24 protein-coding genes are annotated in these 24,765 nt (G+C 31.9%); 5 read left to right on the forward strand and 19 right to left on the reverse strand.

All coding sequences use genetic code 11. The features are described from left to right. Nucleotides 1–16: 16 nt before the first annotated feature. The 3 genes from AJ939_RS02220 to lepA form a co-directional block, all read right to left on the reverse strand. Nucleotides 17–592 (reverse strand): ComF family protein, encoded by a 576-nt coding sequence (locus AJ939_RS02220; protein WP_002880738.1) that lies wholly within the window; start codon nucleotides 590–592, stop codon nucleotides 17–19. Further along, entirely contained in the window at nucleotides 589–1,233 is a 645-nt protein-coding gene (gene mapA / locus AJ939_RS02225; protein ID WP_002880739.1) for an outer membrane lipoprotein MapA, read from the reverse strand. Before mapA ends, AJ939_RS02220 begins: the two co-directional genes overlap by 4 nt. A 76-nt stretch (nucleotides 1,234–1,309) precedes the next feature. After that, nucleotides 1,310–3,106: a translation elongation factor 4 gene (gene lepA, locus AJ939_RS02230; protein ID WP_002880740.1), complete on the reverse strand. Its 1,797-nt coding sequence runs from the start codon at nucleotides 3,104–3,106 to the stop codon at nucleotides 1,310–1,312. 125 nt (nucleotides 3,107–3,231) lie between these two features. Here lepA and cmeD point away from each other — a divergent pair, with 125 nt between their 5' ends. Genes cmeD through cmeF form a run of 3 tightly spaced genes read left to right on the forward strand, consistent with a single transcriptional unit; the run spans nucleotide 3,232 to nucleotide 8,263 of the window. Next, on the forward strand, nucleotides 3,232–4,506 hold the full coding sequence (cmeD, locus tag AJ939_RS02235) for a multidrug efflux RND transporter outer membrane subunit CmeD (RefSeq protein ID WP_070233088.1): 1,275 nt from the start codon (nucleotides 3,232–3,234) through the stop codon (nucleotides 4,504–4,506). After that, the gene (gene cmeE, locus AJ939_RS02240) at nucleotides 4,503–5,243 is read left to right on the forward strand and encodes a multidrug efflux RND transporter periplasmic adaptor subunit CmeE (protein WP_002880742.1); all 741 of its coding nucleotides are present in this window, start codon (nucleotides 4,503–4,505) and stop codon (nucleotides 5,241–5,243) included. Before cmeD ends, cmeE begins: the two co-directional genes overlap by 4 nt. A gap of 2 nt (nucleotides 5,244–5,245) precedes the next feature. Then, nucleotides 5,246–8,263 carry a multidrug efflux RND transporter permease subunit CmeF gene (gene cmeF, locus AJ939_RS02245; protein ID WP_070233086.1) on the forward strand — a complete coding sequence of 1,006 codons (3,018 nt, stop codon included), beginning with the start codon at nucleotides 5,246–5,248 and terminating at the stop codon, nucleotides 8,261–8,263. A gap of 23 nt (nucleotides 8,264–8,286) precedes the next feature. Here cmeF and AJ939_RS02250 read toward each other — a convergent pair whose 3' ends face one another. From AJ939_RS02250 to AJ939_RS02265, 4 genes are read right to left on the reverse strand one after another with little or no spacing between them, the layout of a single operon-like run. Continuing rightward, complete coding sequence (locus AJ939_RS02250) at nucleotides 8,287–9,093, reverse strand: adenylosuccinate lyase (protein ID WP_002861764.1); 807 nt, start codon at nucleotides 9,091–9,093, stop codon at nucleotides 8,287–8,289. Then, the gene (locus AJ939_RS02255) at nucleotides 9,094–9,813 is read right to left on the reverse strand and encodes an arginyltransferase (protein WP_002870578.1); all 720 of its coding nucleotides are present in this window, start codon (nucleotides 9,811–9,813) and stop codon (nucleotides 9,094–9,096) included. Beyond that, nucleotides 9,813–10,064: a hypothetical protein gene (locus AJ939_RS02260; protein WP_070247870.1), complete on the reverse strand. Its 252-nt coding sequence runs from the start codon at nucleotides 10,062–10,064 to the stop codon at nucleotides 9,813–9,815. Before AJ939_RS02260 ends, AJ939_RS02255 begins: the two co-directional genes overlap by 1 nt. Nucleotides 10,065–10,067: 3 nt before the next feature. Then, complete coding sequence (locus tag AJ939_RS02265) at nucleotides 10,068–11,513, reverse strand: acetyl-CoA carboxylase subunit A (RefSeq protein ID WP_002856595.1); 1,446 nt, start codon at nucleotides 11,511–11,513, stop codon at nucleotides 10,068–10,070. A gap of 139 nt (nucleotides 11,514–11,652) precedes the next feature. Between AJ939_RS02265 and ftsW the strand changes: the two genes are divergently transcribed. Both ftsW and murG read left to right on the forward strand, forming a co-directional pair. Further along, nucleotides 11,653–12,816 carry a putative lipid II flippase FtsW gene (gene ftsW, locus AJ939_RS02270; protein ID WP_002870576.1) on the forward strand — a complete coding sequence of 388 codons (1,164 nt, stop codon included), beginning with the start codon at nucleotides 11,653–11,655 and terminating at the stop codon, nucleotides 12,814–12,816. Beyond that, complete coding sequence (gene murG / locus AJ939_RS02275) at nucleotides 12,813–13,841, forward strand: undecaprenyldiphospho-muramoylpentapeptide beta-N-acetylglucosaminyltransferase (RefSeq protein WP_002870575.1); 1,029 nt, start codon at nucleotides 12,813–12,815, stop codon at nucleotides 13,839–13,841. Before ftsW ends, murG begins: the two co-directional genes overlap by 4 nt. On the opposite strand, the gene AJ939_RS02280 is transcribed toward murG, so the two are convergent. The 12 genes from AJ939_RS02280 to murC are packed head-to-tail and all read right to left on the reverse strand — an operon-like array spanning nucleotide 13,812 to nucleotide 24,732. Next, entirely contained in the window at nucleotides 13,812–14,978 is a 1,167-nt protein-coding gene (locus AJ939_RS02280) for an MFS transporter (RefSeq protein WP_070276546.1), read from the reverse strand. The two genes, murG and AJ939_RS02280, sit on opposite strands and share 30 nt — an antisense overlap. Then, nucleotides 14,971–15,582, reverse strand: a complete 612-nt coding sequence (locus AJ939_RS02285) for a thiamine phosphate synthase (RefSeq protein ID WP_070233080.1) — start codon at nucleotides 15,580–15,582, stop codon at nucleotides 14,971–14,973. The genes AJ939_RS02280 and AJ939_RS02285 overlap by 8 nt, the downstream gene beginning before the upstream one ends. Next, nucleotides 15,572–16,717: a 2-iminoacetate synthase ThiH gene (thiH, locus tag AJ939_RS02290; RefSeq protein ID WP_070233079.1), complete on the reverse strand. Its 1,146-nt coding sequence runs from the start codon at nucleotides 16,715–16,717 to the stop codon at nucleotides 15,572–15,574. Before thiH ends, AJ939_RS02285 begins: the two co-directional genes overlap by 11 nt. Nucleotides 16,718–16,719: 2 nt before the next feature. Then, nucleotides 16,720–17,496, reverse strand: a complete 777-nt coding sequence (locus AJ939_RS02295; protein ID WP_070276544.1) for a thiazole synthase — start codon at nucleotides 17,494–17,496, stop codon at nucleotides 16,720–16,722. A gap of 2 nt (nucleotides 17,497–17,498) precedes the next feature. After that, on the reverse strand, nucleotides 17,499–18,302 hold the full coding sequence (thiF, locus tag AJ939_RS02300) for a thiamine biosynthesis protein ThiF (protein ID WP_079860517.1): 804 nt from the start codon (nucleotides 18,300–18,302) through the stop codon (nucleotides 17,499–17,501). Next, nucleotides 18,299–18,490 carry a sulfur carrier protein ThiS gene (gene thiS / locus AJ939_RS02305; protein ID WP_044779179.1) on the reverse strand — a complete coding sequence of 64 codons (192 nt, stop codon included), beginning with the start codon at nucleotides 18,488–18,490 and terminating at the stop codon, nucleotides 18,299–18,301. Before thiS ends, thiF begins: the two co-directional genes overlap by 4 nt. 9 nt (nucleotides 18,491–18,499) lie before the next feature. Continuing rightward, nucleotides 18,500–19,597, reverse strand: a complete 1,098-nt coding sequence (gene dapE, locus AJ939_RS02310) for a succinyl-diaminopimelate desuccinylase (RefSeq protein ID WP_070276542.1) — start codon at nucleotides 19,595–19,597, stop codon at nucleotides 18,500–18,502. 3 nt (nucleotides 19,598–19,600) lie between these two features. Continuing rightward, nucleotides 19,601–20,200 (reverse strand): LysE family translocator, encoded by a 600-nt coding sequence (locus AJ939_RS02315; RefSeq protein WP_002861777.1) that lies wholly within the window; start codon nucleotides 20,198–20,200, stop codon nucleotides 19,601–19,603. Beyond that, complete coding sequence (locus AJ939_RS02320) at nucleotides 20,193–20,894, reverse strand: SIR2 family NAD-dependent protein deacylase (protein ID WP_070210240.1); 702 nt, start codon at nucleotides 20,892–20,894, stop codon at nucleotides 20,193–20,195. The genes AJ939_RS02315 and AJ939_RS02320 overlap by 8 nt, the downstream gene beginning before the upstream one ends. Continuing rightward, the gene (locus AJ939_RS02325) at nucleotides 20,891–23,101 is read right to left on the reverse strand and encodes an endonuclease MutS2 (protein WP_074470036.1); all 2,211 of its coding nucleotides are present in this window, start codon (nucleotides 23,099–23,101) and stop codon (nucleotides 20,891–20,893) included. Before AJ939_RS02325 ends, AJ939_RS02320 begins: the two co-directional genes overlap by 4 nt. Then, entirely contained in the window at nucleotides 23,091–23,441 is a 351-nt protein-coding gene (locus tag AJ939_RS02330; protein WP_002861781.1) for a hypothetical protein, read from the reverse strand. The genes AJ939_RS02325 and AJ939_RS02330 overlap by 11 nt, the downstream gene beginning before the upstream one ends. Further along, the gene (murC, locus tag AJ939_RS02335) at nucleotides 23,434–24,732 is read right to left on the reverse strand and encodes a UDP-N-acetylmuramate--L-alanine ligase (protein ID WP_074470035.1); all 1,299 of its coding nucleotides are present in this window, start codon (nucleotides 24,730–24,732) and stop codon (nucleotides 23,434–23,436) included. The genes AJ939_RS02330 and murC overlap by 8 nt, the downstream gene beginning before the upstream one ends. Nucleotides 24,733–24,765: the final 33 nt, after the last annotated feature.

Genomic DNA, 24,765 nt, shown 5'->3' on the forward strand with positions numbered 1-24,765 from the left:
TTTTGATTATAGCATATTAAACTTTTGCATCAGCTAAAACAAGAGCAAAAAGTACAGAAATTTTATTTTCTTCTAAAACTTTTTTAGCTTCCAAAAGGCTAGAACCAGTCGTTACAATATCATCTACTAAAATTACAGGTTCGTGAATGGTTTTTAAGAGTTTGTAATTTCTTTTATGTTTTTGACGAAATTCTAAACTTTTTCCAGAATATTTAATATGATTTTGTGCTTTTAAAATATTAAAAACAGGTTTTACAAATTTTGTTTTAAGATATCTAGCTAAAATAGCAGAATGTGAATAAAGCATATCTTCAACCTTATCATCTAAAGCTATAACATTAATTGTCATTCTAGGATCAAAAAAATCTTTAAATTTTGCAAAACTTAATTTAGCAAGCATTTTATAAACGAAATAACCATAAAAATAATGTTTAGAGTGAAGCAAGTGTTGTATCTCATGGTATTTATAAAAAGAATAGACTTTGAAATTATTATCAAGCTTTCTTACATTTAAGGAAAATTCAGAAAGCTCTAGCTCACATAAATCACAAAAGCAAAGCAGAGCAAAAGCTCCGCAATTTATACACCTCAAAGTTCAGAGATTAAACTAGCTGCTTTATTTGCCATTTGTTTTATTAACAAATGAGTATAAAAAGTTGTTTCTTTTAGATCATCGAAACCTTGTACATCTTGCTTGGTGCGGATTGTAAATTTCTTATTTTTGTTTATATCGCTAACTTGTAAAACTCCTACTAGTTTTGAATGTAATCCTGTAGTATCTTGAGTTGCTCCATAAGATATAAATTCTAAATCAATCTTACTCACATAAGGTGAATTTTGATCGTTATTGTCAAGCACAACTATTCCTCTAGCTTCAAGTTCTTGTTTTAAATAAGTATAAAATACCGCATTAAAATTCACATCAACAAATAACTTTTTCCCTTTAGCATTTAAAACTTTTTGTCCTTCTTTTAAATCATAAAATCTATGCAAATAAACCTTTTTTAAAGCAATACCAGTGTCTAAAGTGCGTTTATTGGCACAACATTGAATTCCAACATCGCTAATGTATAAAAGTCCTTTAATCTTTGCTTCAAAGCCATCAGGACTTTCGCAAGAACTGCATTGAGAATTTCTAGAAATTTGATTAACTTGAGCAAAAGTATCTTGTTTAGTTGCACAAGCACTCAAAAATAAAATAGGCGCTATAAAAATCAAAAATTTTTTAAACATTTTTTCTCCTTAGAAAATTATTTTAAAATTGTATTAAAAATACAAGCAAATTTCAAGCCAAGTTTTAAATTTATCATCAATCTATCTTTAAAACACTCAAAAAAGCTTCTTGAGGTAAATTTACCTTACCTATAGCTTTCATTCTTTTTTTACCTTCTTTTTGCTTTTCTAAAAGCTTTCTTTTTCTAGTAATATCCCCACCATAGCATTTTGCTGTCACATTTTTACCCATGGATTTAACAGTCTCCCTTGCGATGATTTTATTTCCAATACTTGCTTGAATGGCCACTTCAAAAAGCTGTCTAGGAACTATTTCTTTCATAGCGCTAACAAGCTCTCTTCCTTTACCTTGTGCTTTCTCATTAGGCACGATAATGCTTAGCGCATCAACATTTTCACCCGCCACTTTAATATCAAGTTTTACCAAATCCCCTACTCTAAATTCTATAGGTTCATAATCAAAACTCGCATAGCCTTTTGTTAAGGACTTTAATTTATCATAAAAATCCATCACAATCTCATTTAAAGGTACATCATATTCTAGCAAAACACGCTCAGGTGTGATATAGTCCATTTTAACCTGCACTCCTCTTTTGCGATTTAAAAGAGTGATTAAATTCCCTAAAAATTCACTTGGAGTAATGATAGTGGCTTTAACATAAGGCTCTTTTATATGATCGATTTTATTAACAGGAGGAAGCTCGCTAGGATTTTGAATTTTAACAAGTTCTCCATCGGTTTGATAAATTTCATAAGTCACAGTTGGAGCTGTAGCAATTAAATCAAGATTAAATTCTCTTTCAAGTCTTTCTTTGATCACTTCCATGTGTAAAAGTCCTAAAAACCCTACCCTAAAACCAAAGCCTAAAGCCAAAGAAGTTTCAGGCTCATAGGTAATAGAACTATCGTTAAGTTTTAGCTTATCTAAAGCATCTCTTAAATCTTCAAATTTATCCGTTTCTATAGGATAAAGTCCTGCAAAGACAAAAGCTTTAGCCTTTTCAAAACCGCCTATGGCTTCTTTAGCCTTGTTTTTTACTAAAGTAATAGTATCGCCTACTTGTACATCACCTACAGTTTTAAGCCCTAAAACCACCACGCCTACTTCACCTGATTGTAAAGATTGAGTTTTAATTGGGCTTAAAGGATGAGGATAAAAAAGATCTTGAACTATATGTTTTTTATCCGTACTCATGACTAAAACTTCATCATTTTTAGCAATACTTCCTTCATAAATCCTAACTAAAGCCAAAGCACCCAAATAATTATCAAACCAAGAATCATAAATTAAAGCCTTAGTAGGAGCTTCATCATCTGTTTTTGGTGCAGGGATTTTAGTAATAATTGTTTCTATAAGCTCTTTTATACCCACTCCTGTTTTTGCACTCACGCAAATGGCGTCTTTACAATCTATACCTATAATATGCTCGATTTCATGCTTGACTTTTTCAATATCAGCATTAGGCAAATCGATTTTATTAATCACAGGAATGATTTCAAGATTATTTTCAAGCGCTATATAAACATTAGCTATAGTCTGTGCTTCAACACCTTGAGAAGCATCTACTACAAGTAAAGCCCCTTCACAACTTGCCAAAGAACGACTCACTTCATAAGAAAAATCCACATGGCCAGGAGTATCAATAAGATTTAAAACAAAATTTTCGTTATTAAATTTATAATTTAAACGCACCGATTGTGCTTTTATAGTGATACCACGCTCTTTTTCTATATCCATAGTATCCATAACTTGTGAACTCATCTGCCTATCACTAATAGCGCCACACTCGCTAATAATCCTATCTGCAAGAGTAGATTTTCCATGATCTATATGAGCTATAATAGAAAAATTTCTAATATTTTTTACCGACAAAATTTCATCCTAAATATAAAATTTTAAAGCTAGGATTTTAACAAAATTTATGTTTAAAACAAATAAATTTTATTTTATATAAAAAACTTCAATTGAAATTTATATAAAGCATACTAAAATATCAAATGTTTGAAAAATATTTAAAATCAGCTATGTTTTTAGCTCTTTATCCCTTAGCAATGTTAGCTTCTAATTTGCACGAATTTATAGCACTAAGTCAAAATAACGAATCCTATCTCATTAAACAAATGCAAAGCGAACAAGCAAATTTGGACAAAGAACAAGCTTTTAGAAATTACCTACCCTCTCTTGGTCTAAACTCAGCTTATGTAGCCAACAATAAAGATCGCTTCATTATCGATCCACAAGAAAGTTTATTTGCTAAAGTTTCTCTTAATTTTTTGCTTTTTGATGGGGGTTCTAGAGAGGCCAATTTAAGGGCTTTAGAAAGCAAAGAAAAATTAAGCCTTTTAGACAAAGAACAAAGCAAAAATTACCTTGCCTTAAATGCAATCACACTTTATTTTAACACCCTAAGTCTTGAAAAAATTTTACTAGCCAATCAACAAAAAGTAGCTTTTTTAAAATCAACTTTTGAAAGATTGCAAAAATTTTACGATGCAGGACTTAGCCCTAAACATGAACTTGAAAGCATTAAAGCCAAATATCATTTAAGCTTATTAGAGCTCAGTCAAAATGAATTAAAACTTGCCAATATACAAAAAGAGATTAAAATTTTAAGCGATACAGATTTTAAAGTGCAAGGGAATGCTTTTTTAGAAAATCCGCAACAAGAAAAAAGTCAAAACTATGAAGTAATGATAGCTAAAGAACAAATCAATCTTGCTAAAGAAAGTGTAAATTTAGCAAAAGCTGAATATTTTCCAAAATTTTATATTCAAGATAATTTTAACTTTTATAAAAACAATTATAATCCAAAAGTTCCGGCTCCTTTTGCAAATTTAGCGGATCAATTCTTAGAAAAATATTCTCAAGGTAATCAGTTTATTTTAGGTATGGAATGGAAAATTTTTGATTTCAATGCAAGGGCTAAAGAAGTTGAAAAAGAGCGTTTAAACGTTCAAATAGCCAATGCAAACGCAAGGTTTAGTGAGAGAAAAAATAAAGAAGAATTAAATTATTTAGACAAAAGTTTAAAAGTTTTACAAGAACAAATTTTAGCTCTTAATCTTAGCTTAAATGCTGCAAATTTAGCTTTTGAAAGTGTAGATAAAAAATACCAAGCAGGACTTGTTTCTTATGTGGAATATCTTCAAGCTTTAGAGGCTAAATTTAAAGCACAAAGCGATTTAGAGCTTGCTAAAAATGAATTTGAAATTACTAAAGCAAATTATTATTTTAATGCAGGTATAGATCTTAATTCAAAGGTTAAAGAATGAAAAAAATTCTATTTTTACTTCTTGCTTTTAATTGCGCCTTTGGCGAAGAAATTTATGCAAGTTTCAATGTAGAAGCATCAAAACAAAGTAAACTTGCCCTTGAAAGCATAGGTTTAGTTCAAAAAATTCCTGTAGAAATTGGACAAAAAGTCAGCAAAGGAGAACTTTTACTTGCTCTTGATCAAGAAAGTGAAAAAATAGCTCTTCAAAATGCCCAAAATTCTTATCAACTTGCTCTTGTAGAATACGAAAATACCAAAAGCAAAATGCAAAAAATCAAAGCTGTAGAAAATGTTATAGACAAACAAAGCTATGAAGATATGAAAGCTAAGTTTGATGCAGCTAATTTAAATTTAAACAAAGCAAAAATCAATATAGCTTATTATAAAAATATCATGACAAAAAAAGAATTGCGCGCACCTTATGATGCTATTATCGCAAATAAATTTATACAAGTGGGTGAAGGAGTAGGAGGAGTAGCTCAACCTTTAATAGAAATTTTTTCCTATCCACAAAGCAAACTGATTTTAAGTTTTGATGAAAAATACAAAGATAAAGTTAAATTAGGCGATGATTTCTTTTACAAAATCGATCAAAATGGTGCAGAATTGAAAGGAAAAATCAGCCTTATCTATCCAAGTATAGAAGTAAAAACAAGAAAAATTTATGCTGAAGTGCAAACTACAAATTTAACACCAGGGCTTTTTGGCGAAGGTAGAATCATCACTAAAGATTAAAAATGTTTAAACTAGCTATAAACCGACCAATTACTGTGCTAATGTTTTTCTTAGCTCTTATGATTTTTGGGCTAATCTCTGCTTTTAGCATGAGTGTAAATTTATTTCCTAATGTTTCCATACCTCTTATAAAGATTACAAGCAAGGTAAATGGGGATTTAAATTTCGTAGAATCAAAAATCACTAAAGAAATAGAAAATGCTCTAAGTGAGATTGATGGAGTAAAGACCATAACCTCAGCTGCGTATGATAATTTTAGTGTGAGTGTAGTCGAGTTTAAACTAGGTAAAAATCTTGAAGTAGCTGCTAATGATGTGCGTGATAAAATAGGAACTTTAAGCCTACCTTCTAAGCCTGAAATTGAAAAAATCAGCTCAGATTCTGGTTCTGCTATTTCGCTTTTTTTATATTCTAAAGATAAATTACAACTCATGCGCGAAATCAATGATAAAATAAAACCTTTTTTGCAAAGAGTTAAAGGAGTAGGTAAAATCGAAGCTAAGGGTTTTTTAGAACCCCAAATTCGCATAGAATTAAAACCAAATGAACTTAGAAAATACAATCTTAACGCCCTTGATGTAGCAAATATCATCAAAAGTCAAAATTTTAAACAAGCCCTAGGCGAACTTAATAACAATCGAGATAACTATATCATCAAAGGCTATTTTGAAGCCACAAATTTAGAAGAACTTAGCAATCTTCGCATAAAAACAGGAGTATTTTTAAGCGATATTGCTAATATTTCAAGCCTTTATGAAGATGAAAAACAAAGTGCTTTATACGAAGGTAAAGAAGGGGTGCTTTTAGAACTCGGAAAAATCACAAATTATAACACCCTTGAAATGATTAAAAATGTCAAAAATGCCTTGCCTATTTTAGAAAAACAAATTCCAAAAGATATAAGCATTAATGTGCTTTACGATAAAAGCTTAAATATCCACAAGCATCTTTCTCAAGTGATTTTTGATATGGTTTTGGGGATTTTTCTAACCCTTGTAATTGTATTTTTATTTTTAAGAAATTTAAGTGCAACTCTCATTGCTTGCATAGCTATACCTACTTCTATCATTTCAACTTTTTTTATTATCGATCTTTTAGGCTATGATTTAAACCGCTTAACTTTCATAGCTTTAACCTTAAGCATAGGAATTTTTATCGATGATGCTATAGTAGTGATTGAAAATATTGCTAAAAAACTAAAAACTTATCCGCCTTTACAAGCTGCTTTTTTAGGTATCAACGAAATAGGTTTTAGCGTTTTAAGCATCAGTATAGTTTTACTTTGTGTTTTTATCCCTATTTCTTATATGAACTCTATACCAGGGCTTTTTTTCAATGCCTTAGGCATAAGCGTTGCAAGTGGGATAGTGATAAGCTTTTTGGTTTCTGTATTTTTAATACCTAGTATTGGAGCAAGATTTTTAAATCCAAAAGAAAGTAAGTTTTATGAAAAAACAGAAGTTTTTTTTGAAAAAATAGAGCAAAAGTATGAAAATTTACTCTATAAAATTTTACAAAATAAAGCAAAATTTATCCTAGCCACTCTTGTTTTTGTAGGGCTTTCTTTTGCTTTAGCTACCCGTATAGGACTTGATTTTTTACCTATGGAAGATGATAGCGAAATTCAAGTTTTACTTGAAAGCAAAAAGGATTTAAGTTTAGAAGCCATGAAAGAAAAAAGTTTAAATTTGCTTGAAAAAATCAAAAATGATAGCAATGTCAAATACGCTTTTTTACTTGTAGGCTATGATGATGCCAAAGATGCTACAAAGGCTAAAATTTATGTTAAACTTAAAAATTTAGACGAAAGAAATTTAAGACAAAGTGCTATAGTAAGTTTATATCGTCAAAAATTTCAAGATGAAAGTTTAAAAATCAAAATTTTAGAACTTCCAAAGATAGAGGGTGCAGGCATTGATGATCCCGTGCAGTTTTTAATCTTAGGAGATGATTTAAACACTCTAAAAGAAGCTGCTTCTCGAGCAAAAGAAATTTTAGGCACTAATGCACGCATTGTAGATATAAGCGACAATGCTAATGCTACAAAAGATGAAGTAGCCTTACACATCAACAAAGAAAAAGCTAAACTTTTAGATGTCAATCCTGAATATATCGCTGGGGTTTTAGGGTATTCTTTTTCGCAACTTAGCGTAGGAAGTATGGATAGAGGCAATTCAAAAGATGATATTATCCTAAGTTTTGCTCCAGAATTTAAAAAAGACATAGAAGCTTTAAAACGCATTAGTATTAAAAACAACCAAGGTGTAAATTTAGAACTTTCAAGCGTGGTGGATTTTATATACAGTAAGGATTTAAAAACTATCAATCGTTACAATAAAAACCGCTCTGTGAAAATCACAGCTGGAGTAAATGATCTTTCCTTAGGAGCGGTGCAAAAACTTTTACTAGATAATATGGATAAAATTTTAAATAATAATGCAAGTCTTAGCTATGCTTTTTCAGGCTTTATCAATCTTTTAGGTGAAACCGTGCAAGGTTTTGCTATGGCAGTAGTACTTGCTTTTGTTTTAATTTATCTTGTTTTAGCCGCACTTTATGAAAGTTTTATTCTGCCTTTAATCATCATGATAACCATGCCTTTAGCCTTTGGCGGAGCTTCTATAGGGCTTTTTATCACGGGGCATAATTTTTCGCTTTTTGTACTTATTGCCATCATCTTACTTTTTGGTATGGTGGGGAAAAATGCTATTTTGCTTGTGGATGTAGCTAATAAAAAATGTCATGAAGGTTTAGATCCCGATAAAGCTCTTTTAATCGCTGGAAAATCACGCTTAAGGGCTATATTGATGACAACTTTTGCTATGATTTTTGCTATGCTCCCACTCGCTCTTTCAAGGGGTGCGGGCTATGAAGCTAATTCTCCTATGGCAATAGCCATTATCTTTGGGCTTATAAGTTCGACTTTGCTTACCTTACTCGTAGTACCTGCACTTTTTAAATTTTGTTTTAAACTAGATAACAAATTAAGAAAAATTTATGAGAGAGAAAAATTAAATTAACCAAAATGATTAATTTAATTTTTTTAAGTATTATTCTTATAAAGTGCTTTTAAGTTATCATAGGCGATTTGTATTTTTTCAAACTGTTCTCTTGCGTAAGCTTTTTCTATTGCACTTTTTCCTTGATGAAAATCAGGATGATAAAGTTTTACCAAAATCAAATATTTTTGTCTGATTTCACTAAGATCATTTTGCGGAGTACATTCTAAAGTATTAAAATAATTACTAAAAAGCTTAGCTAAAGCATTAAATTTCCATTTCATATTTTCTTTATTGTGAATATTTTGGCGAAATTTTTTATACTCTTCTCGGTCAACTTCAAAATTCACGCAATATTTTAAATGCTCGCTCTCATCTGCAAAAGCTTCAAAAAGTTCAAGAGTATTCTCGTTTTTATATTCTAAAATTAGAATATTTGTCATTTCATTATATTCTATATTATGATCTTGAAAATAATTTCTTATATAGGTAACAAATAATTTTTCATTAGAGCTTAACTTCATCAAAATTCTACCCGCAGCAAAATCAATCTTGATAAACAACATAGGCTTAAGCATATTATTTTGCTCAAAATTTAATCTAAAAGTTTTAAAATGAGCATCTTGTAAATTCTCTATACCTTCATTTGTACTTTTGCGATATTTTTGATCTAAAACTTTTAAGAAATAACGACGCTGTGGAATTTCATTTTCTTCAAAAAAAGAAAAAATTTTATTTTTTCGTCCTATGACCTTTGTGAAATTTTTGGTAATCAAGTCTTTAAAATACTGAAATACGCTAATATCATCTGTATTAACATTGATAGTTTCTAAAGTTTGCACGATTTGCATCTATTTCTCCCATAAAACCTCATTTTCAAAAAGCTCTTTAGTGCCTTTTAAAATTTCATTGGGTGTATAATCGGCTTTATAAGATAAAGATTGACACTTTTTTACAAAATACCCAAGATAAATATAATCTAAGTTCATTTTTTTAGCTATTTGTATTTCATTGAGCAAAGAAAATTTACCCAAAGAAAAATACGAAAAATCAGGATCATAAAAACAATAAATGCTTGAAATTCCATCCTCTAAAATATCAATCAAATCAACACAAACGAGCTTATCTTCTATATAAAATGCAAGCTCATATCCAAAATTCATAAAACCATCGACATAAAGATTATAATACTGCTTAAAGCTTAAATCATAACGCTTCCAGTTCTTTTTTTCTTCCATAAAACGATGGTATTTATCATATAAAAACAAATGTTCATTGCTTAAATTGGGTGTTCTAAGCATAACTTTGGTGTTAATATTTTTATTTATAACCCTTCTTTCACTTTTTGAAAAATTATATTCATTAACTAAAATTCTAAGACTTAAACATTCATCACAATCTTTACAAATAGGGCGTGAAAAATACCTACCAAAACGACGCCAACCTCGTTTTATTAGCCCATTATTGATTTCTTTAGGGCAATTTTCAATGTATTTATACTCTATTCTTGAGCGTTTATCTTTTAAGTAAGGACACTGATCTTCAAGAGTACAAAAACCAATCTCAAGCATTAAATTTTCTTAATATCTGCATTTTTGATAAATCCGGAAAATTCATCCTGTAGTTTTTCTTGCTTTAAGAAAATTTCTTGCATTTCCTTATCTATGTTTGCTTCTTGATTTTTTTCGCGAATATCTTTAGCTAGTTTTTCTAAATTTTTTACACTTGCACCACTCTTGCTTGATTTCTTCGCTAATTTTGGAGTATTGGCGTTAGCTTGCATTTCTTTTTTAATACTTTTAAGACTGTCTAAAAAATCCATCTATTATTCTCTACTTTCTCGTATTTTTTTAAGCGTAGCAGCTATTGCAGCTATAACTTCTTCTTTGTTTTCTTGATGACGATCTTCTGTTTTTTCTAATAATTCTTGCATATGTGTTTCTATGAAAGAGGTGTCTAAATACCCTCTTCTAAATTCTCTTGTTTTTGTAATGGCAATTAAAAATGGTATCGTTGTTCTAATATCATCAATCACAAATTCCTTCAAAGCACGCTCAAGTTTATTAACCGCTAAATCATAACTGGTTGCTTTAATAATAAGCTTTGCAAGCATGGAATCATAATAAGGCGGCACAGTATAGTCTTTATAAATATGACTATCAACCCTAACAGATGGTCCAAGAGCTGGGTAGTATTCTCCTATTTTTCCAGGACTTGGAATAAAATTTTTCCATACATTTTCAGCAGTAATTCTAGCTTCAATAGCAAAACCCCTAGGTTTAATATCGCTTTGTTCTAAGTCCAAAATTTCTCCTGCTGCAATACGAATTTGTCTTACAATAAGGTCAATACCTGTAATTTCTTCAGTAATTGGATGTTCAACTTGAATTCTTGTATTCATTTCCATAAAATAAAAGCGATTATAATCATCAAGCAAAAACTCTATAGTTCCAGCATTTGTATAACCTACAGCCTTAGCAGCTGCCACAGCTGTAACACCCATGGTTTTTCTAAGATTATCTGAAATTCCAGGGCAAGGTGCTATCTCAATTACCTTTTGATGTCTTCTTTGGATAGAGCAATCCCTTTCACAAAGATGGATAATATTTCCGTAGTTATCTCCTAAAATTTGAAATTCTATATGCCTAGGATTAACTACATATTTTTCCATAAATACTTCATCATTATTAAAGTATGTTAAAGCTTCTCTTTTGCAAGATTCAAAAGCATTTTCAAGATCTTGTTCTTTATGAACAACGCGAATTCCGCGTCCACCTCCACCACCTGAAGCTTTTAAAATAACAGGATAACCAATCTTCTCAGCAAAAATTTTAATTTCTTCCATGCTATAGGAATTTAATTTTTCAGTCCCTGGAACAATAGGTATACCATTTTTAGCCATTAACTTACGAGCGATATTCTTATTTCCCATCTTATGAATTACTTCAGATTTTGGACCTATAAAAATAATTCCAGCATCTTCACAAGCCTTAGCAAATTCGTAATTCTCACTTAAAAATCCATAACCAGGATGGATCGCATCAGCACCACAAGCCTTAGCAATCTCGACAATACGAGCAACATCTAAATATCCTCTTATAGCATCCGTTCCTATGCGATATGCCTCATCTGCGATTTTTACATGCAAACATTCACGATCAGGCTCTGTAAAAACTGCAACACTTTTAATATGTAAATCTCTACAAGCACGGATTACTCTAACAGCTATTTCAGCTCTATTTGCTATGAGAATTTTATGGATTTGATTCATAATTTGCCTTTTTTGTTATATTTTTATTGTTAATTTTAGCAAATTTTCCTTACAAAAACTTAGCAAAAAATTTAATTTATTTTAGTTATAATAAAACTTTTTAAAATTTTAATTCCAATAAAGAAAAGTTATAATTATAATGGTTGCTGATAAAAGATTATTTTATTTAAGTTGTATTTTAATCACCATAGGAATAGTATTTTCATACTCTCTTACAGCTTTTACTGTTCTTTTTCTTGACTATAGCGAGTTTCATTTTTTTATTCGTCAGCTTTTTTTTGGAATTAGTGGCATACTTATAATGTTTTTTATTTCTCGTTTGGATCCTGATAAAGCACTTTCTAAAAAAATTATTTTAGCTATTTTGATTGTTTCTTTTATCTTTATCATCATTTTACCATTTTTACCTTCTGCACTAGCAACAGCTAGCGGAGGAGCTAAACGCTGGATACGCTTAGGCCCACTCTCTATCTCTCCTGTGGAATTTTTTAAAATAGGATTGATTTATTTTTTAGCATGGAGCTATACAAGGCGTATTGATGATAGCAAAAAAGCTATCAGACACGAGGCTCTAATTCTTCTGCCTTATTGTATCTTAGCTTCTATAGTTATAGGATATATTTATATCACTCAAAACGATTTAGGACAAAGTATAATTTCTTTCTTTTTAATTCTAGCTTTAGCTTTTTTTGCAGGAGCTAGTAAAAGACTTTTTGCTTTTGGAACTTTAATCATTATGATGATAGGTATAATGGTAATTTCTAGTAATCAAAGAAGAATTCAAAGAATTGCTTCTTGGTGGGGGAATATACAAGATGCTTTTTTACCTATGCTTCCTGATTGGTTGGCAAATGCTTTAAGAGTAAGTAGCAACAGCGAACCTTATCAGATTTCGCACTCTTTAAATGCTATAGCCCATGGAGGAATGTTTGGCGAAGGCTTAGGACTTGGAACTTTTAAATTAGGCTTTTTAAGTGAAGTACATACTGACTTTATTCTTTCAGGAATTACTGAAGAAATAGGACTTTTGGGTCTTGGAGTTATTTGTTATATTTATCTTTGGATGATTTTAAGAATTTTTAGAATTGCAGGAAGATGCGAAGCTAAACAAGATTTTATTTTCTGTTCAGGCATAGCCTTACTTTTACTTTTTTCCTTTTTTATGAATGCTTTTGGTATTATTTCTCTTACTCCACTAAAAGGTGTGGCTGTTCCACTTTTAAGTTATGGAGGAAGTTCAATGTGGGCAATTTGTATAGGTATAGGATATGTATTAATGATTTCAAAAAAGGTTAAATTATGACAATAGCTTTAACAGGTGGCGGAACTGGAGGACATTTGGCCATAGTGCGTTGCTTATTAGAAAGTGCGATTAAAAAAAATATAGAATGTGTATACATAGGTAGTCAAAATGGTCAAGATAAAGCTTGGTTTGAAAATGAAGTACGTTTTAAGGAAAAATTTTTTTTAAGCTCTAAAGGAGTGGTTAATCAAAACAAATTTGGCAAAATTAGTTCTTTACTCCACACCTTAAAACTCTCCAAAGATTGTAGAGAAATTTTTAAAAAATACCACATCCAAGCCGTTTTTAGTGTAGGTGGATATAGTGCAGCTCCTGCATCTTTTGCGGCTTTATTCTCACATTTGCCTCTTTTTATACACGAGCAAAATTCAAAAAGTGGCTCTTTAAACATGCTTTTAAAACCTTTCGCTACAAAATTTTTTAGCGCCTTTGAAAAAGAATTTAGTCCTTATCCTGTGGCAAATAAATTTTTTGATAATGCTAGGACTCGCACAGAATTAAAAAATATTATTTTCCTAGGAGGATCACAAGGAGCTAGTTTTATAAACGAACTAGCTTTAAATCTCGCCCCAAAGCTTCAAGAACAAAATATCAAAATCATCCATCAATGTGGAAAAAATGATTTTGAAAAATGCAAAAAACACTACCAAAGCTTAAATATCCAAGCTGATGTTTTTGACTTTAGTTCAAATTTGGAAGAAAAAATGAAAAATGCAGATCTAGCTATATCAAGAGCAGGTGCAAGCACCCTTTTTGAACTTTGTGCTAACACCTTGCCTGCTATTTTCATACCTTATCCTCATGCAGCTAAAAATCATCAATACTTTAATGCTAAATTTTTACAAGATCAAGCTTTATGTCAAATTTTCACGCAAGATTCGATCAATCTTGATGATTTTTTCAAAGCAATGTTAAAACTTAACTTAGAAGATATTTCCACAAGATTGCAAAATATAGCACAAAAAAATGGTGGGGATATTTTACTAGAAAAAGCACTATCTGATAACTTGGCTTTTATACGATAAATATCCAAAGATATTTACCAAAATCCCTACAAAAATCAACATCAAAATAGCAAGTGAAAAATTCTCAAATTTATCATGTAAAAAGCCTATAATCCACTGCCCTTGTGCTGCGATTAAATACCCAAAACCTTGAGCTAAAGCAGAAAGCTTTGCTGCTACTTGGGTATTTGAACTTTTTTGTGCGATAAAAAGCAATGCAATACCAAAAACCCCACCCCATGGAAAGCCCATGATAAAAGCACTAATAATAATAGAAGTTTTACTATCAAAAACAAAAAGCATGGCAAAAGCGATTACATACATACTACATAAACTTGCTATATAAGGAGTATGTAATTTTTGCCTTAATTTTCCTAAAAGCAATGGGCCAAAAAGGGACACTGGGGCTGCAACAAGCTGAGCAAAAAGAACCATATTTGTAGCGAATTCTTTATCAAAACCTTTTTCTACAACGATTTGAATATACCAAAAAAACAAAGAATAAGCTAAAAAACTTTGAAATCCCATAAAAAGAGTGATCTTCCAAGTGGTTGCATTTGTAAAAAGATTGATTTTTTTAGAACTTTTTTTCTTGGCACGAAAAAATCTACCATTTTTAGCTTGAGGATAATAAACCACCAAAGCTATAAAAGAAAAAATCGCCCAAAAAAACATAGCACCTGCTAAATCAAACACGCTAAGCAAAGGTATAGTCAAAGCAACACCTACTATAGAAGAAATGCTTAAAATAAGACTATAAACCCCCATCATACTTGCTATTTTTTTAGGAAATTTCTCTTTAATAAAACTAGGCAATAAAACATTAGCGATTGCTATACCACAACCTATGCCTAACATACCCAAAAATAAGCCATATATCCCTGTATAAGAACGCAAAATTTCGCCAATAAAGATTAAAAAAATCCCCACGATAATCGCTCTAATGGGTGAAAAATATCCCACTATAAAAGAAATACTTCCAAAGGCTATCAAAGGCAAACTTGTAAGCACTCCTGCAAAAGTAGAATTTAACCCATACGCATCTTTGATCACATCTATCATAGGTCCTATAGCCGTAATAGGAGCACGTAGATTAAAAGCTACAATCACAACGATGAAAAAATTAAGCCAAAAAATCTTTTTTTGAATACTACTCATGAGATAATCTTTCTTTGCAAACTTGGATATATGTTTTTAAATCTTTTTCTTTCATTAAAATTTCACGCATACAAACGCCTGCTATATTTATATCTTTAAAATTTTCTATATTTTGAGCATTGATACCGCCTATAGCATAAAGTGGTATTTGACTAAATTCAAGCAAGGATTTTAAAAAATCAAGCCCTTTAGGCTCTAAACCCACCTTGCAAGAACTTTCAAAAATATGCCCTGCAAAAGCATAATTTACCTTATAGCTCATCGCCTCTAAAAGCTCTTCTTTGCTATGGACTGAAGTACCAAGTACATGAAAATATTTTACTAATTTAGGCTCTTTTCTTAGCAAAGAAAGCGGTGCGTGAAAATAACGATGTCCTAATTTTAAACACTCCCTATCAAAAAAATGCAAAAAACAAGTCACTTTTTGCTTTGCACAAATGCTTAAAACTTCTTTTGCTAAGTCATAATACTCAAATTCGCTTAAATCTTTTTCTCTTAAAACTATAGCATCTACCTTAGCCTTAGCAAGTTTTTCAATCTGCTTTAAGAAGTCTATTTCTACACATTTTCTATCGCTTATAGCAATGATTTTTTTATCCCACATAGATACTATCACTCATCACAGCTTGTAAATTTGATCTTTTAAGCATAGTTAAAATTTCATCCACGCTCCTATCATCTGAAATTTCAAACTGCCCATCGCCCTTTTTCTCGCCCTTATGTTCACCTATACCCACACTAACTCCTGCGCTCATTTTAGTAGCCCCAAGCTTAATAACCTCATCTCTAAAACCTATTCTTTCACGGCTTGAAATAGTAATGCCCGCAAAAGGCAAAAAGAGCCTATAAGCACAAAGCACTTGTAAAAGGCGTTTTTCACTCACATCTTTAGGATGAATTTTAGCATTATTGATAATAGGTCTTAAACGAGGCACCGAAATAGAAATTTCAGCATGAGGATAAGCTTGTTGTAAAAAATGTGCATGAAGTGCCGTAGCAAGGGCGTCTTTTCTAAAATCATCTATGCCTAAAAGCGCCCCAAAAGCCACTCCACGCATACCCGCTTTTAAAGCTCTTTCTTGAGCGTTAAAGCGATAAGGGAAAATGCGTTTTTCACCCGCTAAATGAATTTTAGAATATTTTAAAGGATTGTAAGTTTCTTGAAAAACAGTCACATAATCACAACCCTTTTCATGTAAAATTTTATATTCGTCTTCATTCATAGGATAAATTTCAACACCTACAACCTTAAAATACTCTCTAGCAATCTTGCAAGCATTTGCTATATATTCTACACTTGCAAACTCCCTACCCTCGCCTGTTAGCATTAAAATTTCTTCTAAACCACTTTTAGCAATGGCTTGCATTTCTTCGTGAATTTCAACTTCATTTAGTTTAGCTCTTGCGATTTTATTACCTTTTTGAAAACCACAATAAACACATTTAGAATTACAATAATTTGACAAATAAAGTGGGGTAAAAAGAGAGATAGAATTTCCAAAATATTTTTGCTTGACTTTAGCGGATTTAAAAGCTAATTCTTCTATGAAATCTTCTGCTGCACTTGAAAGCAAAGCTTTTAAATGCTCTATGCTTAAATGTGTTTGATTTAAAGCATTTTTAACATCTTTAGCGCTAAATTGACTCTCATCATAGTTTTGAACTTGACTTAAAACCTTGTTTAAAATTTCGCTTTTTATTTCCTGCATGTGAGGTAAATGCTGCATATAATCTTGCATGATTAACCCCTTAAAAAGCCTGTTAATGGAGAACTTGCTTTAGCCTCGCTCACACTTGCCAAACCCGCCAAAAAAGCCGCTCTTCCTGCATTTACCGCCAAAGAAAAAGCTCTAGCCATCAAGGCTATATCTTTAGCTTCAGCTATAGCTGTATTTACCATCACCGCACTTACTCCCATTTGCATAGCTTCACAAGCTTGTGCAGGACTTCCAATACCCGCATCTATAATGATAGGCAAATCAATTTCATTAAGCAAAATTTGTATAAATTCCTTAGCGCATAAGCCTTTATTGCTCCCAATAGGTGCTGCCAAAGGCATGATAGCCGCAGCTCCTGCATCACGCATAGCTCTAGCTGCGTAAAGATCAGCATGCATGTAAGGTAGGGGCGCAAAACCCTCTTTGGCTAAAAGCTCGCAAGCTTTAATCGTTTCATAATTATCAGGCAACAAATACCTACTATCGCTTATCACTTCTATCTTGATAAGTTCTCCACAACCAAGCTCTCTTGAAAGCCTTGCAATGCGTAAAGCTTCATCGGCGTTTCTTGCGCCTGAAGTGTTGGGTAAAAGTGTGATATTTTTAGGGATATAATCAAGTATATTAGCAATTTCCCCTGTATTTGCACGGCGTAAGGCTAGAGTGATAATCTGCGCTTTAGCTTCTTCTATAGCTGATTTTATAAGTTCTAGTGAATATTTTCCAGAACCTAAAATAAATCTTGAATCAAACTCGTATTTGCCTATTTTTAATTTATCGTTTTTTAAATTTTCTTGCATTTTTACTCCTTATTTACTAAAAGCTCTAAAACAAGGTTACTTTGATGTCCTGCGCAAATATTTACCCTTGGCGCCATAAGTCCATTTCCTAGCTTAGCACCATTTACCAAATCCCCACACACATAGAAATTTTTAGCAATTTTTCTTGTTTGTATGCTGTTGCTATCACCATAGCCCGCAAGCCCTGAAGCACAGATTAAAATACTATCTTTGTAAAATCTATGAAAATTTTGTGCCATCATCGCTTTTGCAATAGCACCATCAAAGGCTTCACAAACTATATCTATATCTTTAAACAAAGACTTTAAATTATCCTCATTGATTTTTAAAGTGCAAATTTCAACGCTGATATAAGGGTTAATCTCGCCAATTTGCTCTTTTAAAGCTTCGGTTTTAAATTTACCCAAATCACTTACACGATAAGCTTGACGATTCAAATTACTGGGCTCAATCACATCAAAATCAATCAGCTTTAAATACCCCACTCCACTTCTTGCCAAATTTATCGCTATATGCGATCCAAGCCCACCTAAACCACATACCGCCACGCGCCCATTTTTAAGCTTGTCGTGAAGCTTTGGAGTGTGTCTTGCTCTCATCATAGCATCTAACGCATCTTTTGGAGGTAAAGTATTTCTTTCTATACAAAAAAGCTCATCATCTTCGTTTAAAGCGATATTCTCTTTTGTTGCAAAACCATTGATAATCCATACATCGTTTTCATTTTTGCTGATATTTTCAAAAAATTCCAAACTTGTTTTAAAGTCTGTATCAAGTTCTTTGCCATTAAATTTCACTCTCATCATCCACCCCCTACAAAACTTACGATTTCGGCTTTATCATTTTCTTTTAAAATCAAATTTTCAAACTCACTTTTTGGTACGATTTCTCCATTTAATTCTAAAGCGATAAGTTCGATTTTAAAACCTTTTTCTTGGATAAAATCCATAAATTTAAGCTCTTTTAACTCAAGCTTTTGTCCATTGATAATCATTTTAAACCTTTAAAAATTTTCTATCAAGTCTTTAAAAACAAGGCAAAGTTTTTCAAATTCTTCTATACTTACTCTTTCATCAATAGCGTGAATTCTATCATTACAAACCCCAAATTCCACTACCCTTACACCGTATTTTGCAAAATACCTTGCATCACTTGTACCGCCTTTAGTATTAAGCTCTGGCACTTCATGAGTGATTTTTTGAACGCTTTCATTCATTTTTTGAACGATTTTATTGTCGATATTTGTCAAAAAAGCTTCGCTTGATTGTTTTAGCTCTAACTCATAGTTTAAACCATGACAAATTTTTTCTACATAGCTTTTTACATCTTCTAAGCTTGTATCAGGGGAATTGCGTACATTAAACATAAGTTTTAAATCATTTGGTGTAACATTACATACCCCCATACCTCCACGAATATCAGTAATAACGATTTTTGAAGGACTAAATTCAGCACTTCCAGGATCAAGATCAAAACCCGCTAAAAGCTTTAAAACCGGTGCAAAATCATGCACAGGATTGATACATTTTTCAGGATAAGCAACATGCCCTTGTTTTCCGCGAATTAAAAGCTTTCCATTAATAGAACCACGACGCCCTATTTTAATGCTATCGCCGATTTTTTTAACACAGGTTGGCTCGGCAACCACAGCATAATCAGGTAGCATATCTCTTTCTTGCATCCATTCTAAAACAGCCTTAGTTCCATATATAGCTTCGCCTTCTTCATCACTTGTTAAAATAAGGCTAAGTCTAGCTCCTTTAAAATCCGCATTCTTTACCGCATCTACAAAGGCTGCTACTCCGCTTTTCATATCTTGAGCACCCCTTGCATAGATAAAGCCTTCCTTTTCCATAGGCACAAAAGCATCACTACTCCAACCCTCGCCTGCAGGCACCACATCTACATGCCCACCAAAAGCTAAATGCTCACCCTCATCTTTAAATTTTTTAGTGAGTAAAAGGTTTTTAATGCCTTCTTTTTCTATAAAAAAAGCTTCAAAATCACTCAGTTCCATAGCGATGAAATTTAAAGCTCCATCATCATTTGGCGTAACAGATTTAAATTTTAAAAATTCGATTAAAAATTCTTTTGCATTCATTTTTTATCCTAAGAAAGTTTTATATAATAAATTAAGAGCAAAATACTCTATAATTATAGCTGAAATTATATTGATTATAAAAACAACTTTTGCACTAAAAACATGACTATATCTTGCCACCACAAAGGCTAAAGCACTTACCCAAAAAAGTATAGCCACAACAAGCCCTAAAGTCATCAAATAAGCATGATCACTACTTAAAACCACGCTTGCAGCACTAAGCCAAAATCCTATCACAAAAGGATTTGAACCATTTAAAAAAGCTCCTTTAATATAACTTTTCAAAAGACTTTCTTTAAATTCTTTATGCTCTAAATTTAAGCTTTCTTTCTTTTTTCTTAGCATCAAGTACGCCATATAAGTTAAAAAACAAAAACCAAAAATCGCCAAAGAACGCATAAAAATAACATTGTCTAAAAAATTTAAAAGCCCAAATTGAAGCAAAAAAAGATAAAGCATATCTATACTAAATGCTCCAAGTCCTACAGCTATGGAATTTTTAAAAGCTTTTAGTGCATAAGTTAAAATCAAAATATTTACAGGTCCAAAAGGAACACTCACTCCAAAGCCCAAAAAAACTCCACTTAAAAAAGAATCAAACATTACCATCTTTCATAAAATTTTCTATATCAAGTGCGATTTTATCAATAGCGCTTATAATATCTTCTATATAGATTTTATCAAAATACCGCTCTAAATTCGCATCTTTTTCGTAGATATTTAAAATACTTTTTTCGCACATTGAAGCATAACGCCCTACAGGCAAAACCGCCCCACTTGTGCCTACGCTGATAAAAAGCGAAGTTTGATTTAGCAAAGAATAAAGCATAGCATAAGCAGGAGCTTGCTCTTCAAACATGACTATATTGTGTCTTAAATCCTTACTTTTGCATTTTGGGCATTGTTTATCTGTGATTTTTTCATAACCTATATTAAAAATTTCTTCGCATTTTAAGCAGCGAAGTTCGGGCAAAAAGCCATGCAAATGCACTACATCTTTACACCCTGCACGCTCTAGCAAATCATCTACATTTTGCGTGATAACAAAAAGATTTTTACCCCATTTTTCTTTTAATTGTGCGATTTTTTCATGAGCATGATTTGGCTTTACATTTTGAAGTTGCGCCCTTCTTGCATCGTAAAAATCAAGCACTTTTTTAGGGTTTTTTCTAAAACCTGTTGCGGAGCAAACCTCCATCACATCGTATTCTTCCCAAAGTCCATCATTATCTCTAAAAGTTTTAAGTCCACTTGGAGCAGACAAACCCGCTCCACTTAATATCATAATGTTTTTCATAATCTCACCACCTTAGCACCAAAGCCACCTTGATTGATCGGTGCGTCATTAAAGCCTTTAACACTTTTATGGGTTTTTAAAAACTCTCTTACCGCAAAGGCAAGCTTTCCTGTGCCTATACCATGATAGATCAAAACCTCATCAAATCCCGCTATTAAAGCATCTGAAATAAATTTATCAAGCCTTGAAATAGCCTCATCACTCCTAAGTCCATGCAAATCCAAAGTTACGCTTAGATTGCTTGGTTTGCTTACGCTTATACTTGTTTTTGCTACTTTTTTTGGCATTGCACCACTTTTTTTAAGCAGTTTTAAAGGCACACGAAGTTTGATCCCATCGCTTTCAACCATAGCATCGTTTTTAGAAATGCTTATGATTTTACCCTTAATTTTTTCATATTTTACAAAATCCCCCACACGCAATTCTTCGTTTTGCTCCATACTTGGCAAGATGATTTCTTTTTTAAGTTCATTGGCTTTATTAAGGCTTCTTTGCTTATCTTTTGTGTCTTTAAGCTGTATGGTTTTCTTAGCTTCTTCTATGGCTTTGTGAAATTTAAATTCTAAATTTCTCAAACTCGTGCGAAATTCTTGTTCATTTTTTTCTTTTTGATCTTTTAAAGAAAGTAAAATTTCATCGACTTTTTGCTCTTTTTTCTCAACATTTTCAAGCTTAGCTTTTAGTTCTAATTCAAGATTGATATTTTTACCCACAAGCTCTTCTAAATTTTCTTTATCCTCGCCATAAAGCTTTTTAGCCTCGCTAACTAAATTCGGCGGAATCTGATAACGCAAAGCGGTTTCAAAGGCATAAGATTTTCCTATAGTACCTTTTAAAAACTCATATTTTGGGCGTGAAAGCTCTTCATCATATAAAGCAGCAATGAGTTCAACTTGCTCATTTTTTGCTAAAAGCATGGCAAGGCGTTTGTGGTGCGTGGTGATGATGATTTTAAGATTATTAGCTATGAGTTTTGAAATTAACACACTATACAAACAAGCCGCTTCTTCAAAATCTGTTCCAAGCTCTATTTCATCTATACCTAAAAGCAAATTTTTCTTAGAAAAAAGTCTAGAAAAATGCAACATTCTTCCTGCAAAAGTTGAAATGTCGTTTTTAACATTTTGCGGATCTTCTATGATGGCATCAAATTCTTTAAAAGTACCAATTTTACTTTCACTTGCTTTGATATGCATAGGCAAAAGATGTTTAGCTAAAAATGCTGCGCTTAGCATGGATTTTAAAAGCATGGATTTTCCGCCTGCATTTACCCCTGTGATGATTAAAACTTGTTTTTTAAATTCCAAACTCACGCTTTTTGGATTTTTTAAGGCAGGATGAGCGAAATTTTTAAGCACTAAATCCGTACTTTGATCACACAAAACAATTTCAAAATCCTTTTTTTTAGCAAGCAAAACCCTAGCACTATAATGATCAAAAAGATCAAAGGCTGTATTGATAAATTTTAAAAAAGGTAGGTTTTTTGCTAAAAAAGCTGAGAAATTTTTAGCGTATTCATAATAAATTTCTTCTTTTTGATTTTTGATTTTTTCTATATCATTTTGCAAATTTTCAACACTTAAAGGCACGATATAAAAGCCACCGCCACTACTTCTACCTATGATTTTTGCTTTAATAGCGTGATTAAACCCGCCTCTTACAAGCAAGGCTTCAAGATTGTTTATAAGATGGATTTGTGTATCGATAAGATAAGGCATTAAAGCTTTTGTATAGCAAAATTTCTTAAACTCAGCTATTATGCTTTCGTTTTTCAATCTTAGAGCGGTATTAAGATTTACAAGTCTTTCATCTAAACTTTCTTTTAATTCCCCTTTCTCATCGAAATTCAAACAAAGCTCCAAAGCCCCGCTAACAAATTCTATCTTTTGTAGCCAAGAGTCTAAATTTGTTCCTAGTTTTATTTTTTTTAACTTTTCAAAATAACGAAAAATTTTTACAAATTCAAAAATTTCATCTAAATGTAAAATTCCTTGCTTGCTTAAATGAACTAAGGCTTTATCAAGATTGCTAAGCTCTGGCATAGCAGGAAATTCCACCTCGCAAAGCTCATGTATGCGTTTAAAATGAAGATTAGAATCTCCTTGCAAAAAAATCTCCTTATCTCTTGCAAAAAGGCCTTTAAATTCTTCTAAATAGCCGTTTAAATCAAGCTTTGAGATCAATTCTTCTTTTGCATCATTCATCATTTAACCTGCAATCTTTAATATCTATGATTAAAGAATTAAAACTTTGATTATTATCTTTTGAAATAAAACTTCCTGTACCAAATTCATAGTTAAAATACGCCTTAGATACATTAATATCTTTACATAAAATATTTTTATTTTGATTAAAAGCTACGATAATATCTGTTCTTAAACGACTTTTTTGCGTATTTTCAAATTCAAAAAATACCGCTAAAATGATAAAGATCACAAGCAAAATACCAAAAAAAGGTTTGGTTTTTTTGCCTAATTTTTCACGCAAAGCAAAAGTGATTAAGGCTAAAATTAAGATAATTAAAAAATATAAAAAAAACCTACTCATTTTTTTGCCTTAATTTATTACTGATATCTCCTGCACCAAAACCTATAATAAGCCCTTCTTCAAAAACTTGCCCCTTAGAAGCCACCAAAAATTTACCCTCTCTTTTGATATCTTCTACAAATAAAGCCTTAGGAAAAACCGCTTTTAAATCAAGTTCTATAGGCTCTTCTCCTGCAGCATAAACAGGTAAAATTACAAGCTCATCAACACCTTCAAAAGCCTTTGCAAATTCCTTTAAATTTGTAGCCAAACGCGTGTAGCGGTGAGGTTCAAAAATGGCTGTAATTTTTTTATATCTACCTAATTTTGCGTATTCTTGTGCTGCGCTTAAAGTCGCTTTTATTTCGGTGGGATGATGACCATAATCATCGATTAAAACCAAATTTTCATCAGCATGTAAAATATCAAAACGCTTTTTAATACCTTGATAATTTTTAAGCCTAGTTCTTATCGTTTCTATATCTAAGAAATTTAAAGCCGCCAAAATCGCCAAAGACGCATCAAGGGCTAAATGATATCCCATGCCAAAAACCTTAAATTCACCCCAATCTTTCAACTCAAAGCTTGTAAAAGGTTTGAAATTTTCTATACACATGGTGCAGTTTTTGATATCTTTGCTCGGATAAAGCTTGATTGACTCATTTTTATAATTTTTCAAAAACTCATCTTCAGCATTAATCACGCGAATTTTAGCCGTATCTAAAAACTCCACATAAGCATGATGGAGTTTTGAAACTTCATTACCATAATGATCTAAATGCTCTGCTTCCGCATTGGTAACTATAGCCAAATAAGGATTTGAATTTAAAAAAGAACTATCGCTCTCATCAGCTTCAAAAACAAGGTTTTGGCTTTCTTTATAAATCATATTTGAACCAAATTCTTTTAAAATCGCTCCGATGATCACAGAAGCATCATCAAGCAAAGAAGCCAAAATACTTGAAGTTGTGCTTTTTCCATGTGCTCCTGCAACTGCAAAAACGCGCTTATCTTCTAAGATAAGAGGTAAGGCCTCCTTGCGTGAAAGGCATTTAATGCCTAATTCTTTAGCGTGTTTAAATTCAGGATTTTCTTCTTTGATAGCAGCAGAATAAATAACTAAATCTTTGTTTAAAATATTGTCTTTATGATGAGGGATGCTGACCTTAACCCCTTCTTTTTCTAGTTCTTTAGTGATTTTACTCTCTTTAAGATCACTTCCGCTAATTTTAAAACCTTTTTCTTTTAAAAATCTTGCTAAAGCGGAAATTCCTATACCGCCTATGCCGATAAAATGGATATTTTGCATCATTTAAACCTTTATACCTTAAAGGCTAATTTTAGC

Origin of the sequence: Campylobacter sp. BCW_6889 (genome assembly GCF_001762535.1) — a bacterium.
GTDB classification, from domain to species: Bacteria; Campylobacterota; Campylobacteria; order Campylobacterales; family Campylobacteraceae; genus Campylobacter_D; species Campylobacter_D jejuni.

Coding starts and splice junctions, on each gene's coding strand:
- mapA (WP_002880739.1), bottom strand. CDS start 1,233: ATGTTTAAAAAATTTTTGATTTTTATAGCGCCTATTTTATTTTTGAGT.
- cmeD (WP_070233088.1), top strand. CDS start 3,232: ATGTTTGAAAAATATTTAAAATCAGCTATGTTTTTAGCTCTTTATCCC.
- cmeE (WP_002880742.1), top strand. CDS start 4,503: ATGAAAAAAATTCTATTTTTACTTCTTGCTTTTAATTGCGCCTTTGGC.
- cmeF (WP_070233086.1), top strand. CDS start 5,246: ATGTTTAAACTAGCTATAAACCGACCAATTACTGTGCTAATGTTTTTC.
- AJ939_RS02250 (WP_002861764.1), bottom strand. CDS start 9,093: ATGCAAATCGTGCAAACTTTAGAAACTATCAATGTTAATACAGATGAT.
- AJ939_RS02255 (WP_002870578.1), bottom strand. CDS start 9,813: ATGCTTGAGATTGGTTTTTGTACTCTTGAAGATCAGTGTCCTTACTTA.
- AJ939_RS02260 (WP_070247870.1), bottom strand. CDS start 10,064: ATGGATTTTTTAGACAGTCTTAAAAGTATTAAAAAAGAAATGCAAGCT.
- AJ939_RS02265 (WP_002856595.1), bottom strand. CDS start 11,513: ATGAATCAAATCCATAAAATTCTCATAGCAAATAGAGCTGAAATAGCT.
- ftsW (WP_002870576.1), top strand. CDS start 11,653: ATGGTTGCTGATAAAAGATTATTTTATTTAAGTTGTATTTTAATCACC.
- murG (WP_002870575.1), top strand. CDS start 12,813: ATGACAATAGCTTTAACAGGTGGCGGAACTGGAGGACATTTGGCCATA.
- AJ939_RS02280 (WP_070276546.1), bottom strand. CDS start 14,978: ATGAGTAGTATTCAAAAAAAGATTTTTTGGCTTAATTTTTTCATCGTT.
- AJ939_RS02285 (WP_070233080.1), bottom strand. CDS start 15,582: ATGTGGGATAAAAAAATCATTGCTATAAGCGATAGAAAATGTGTAGAA.
- thiH (WP_070233079.1), bottom strand. CDS start 16,717: ATGCAAGATTATATGCAGCATTTACCTCACATGCAGGAAATAAAAAGC.
- AJ939_RS02295 (WP_070276544.1), bottom strand. CDS start 17,496: ATGCAAGAAAATTTAAAAAACGATAAATTAAAAATAGGCAAATACGAG.
- thiF (WP_079860517.1), bottom strand. CDS start 18,302: ATGATGAGAGTGAAATTTAATGGCAAAGAACTTGATACAGACTTTAAA.
- thiS (WP_044779179.1), bottom strand. CDS start 18,490: ATGATTATCAATGGACAAAAGCTTGAGTTAAAAGAGCTTAAATTTATG.
- dapE (WP_070276542.1), bottom strand. CDS start 19,597: ATGAATGCAAAAGAATTTTTAATCGAATTTTTAAAATTTAAATCTGTT.
- AJ939_RS02315 (WP_002861777.1), bottom strand. CDS start 20,200: ATGTTTGATTCTTTTTTAAGTGGAGTTTTTTTGGGCTTTGGAGTGAGT.
- AJ939_RS02320 (WP_070210240.1), bottom strand. CDS start 20,894: ATGAAAAACATTATGATATTAAGTGGAGCGGGTTTGTCTGCTCCAAGT.
- AJ939_RS02325 (WP_074470036.1), bottom strand. CDS start 23,101: ATGATGAATGATGCAAAAGAAGAATTGATCTCAAAGCTTGATTTAAAC.
- AJ939_RS02330 (WP_002861781.1), bottom strand. CDS start 23,441: ATGAGTAGGTTTTTTTTATATTTTTTAATTATCTTAATTTTAGCCTTA.
- murC (WP_074470035.1), bottom strand. CDS start 24,732: ATGATGCAAAATATCCATTTTATCGGCATAGGCGGTATAGGAATTTCC.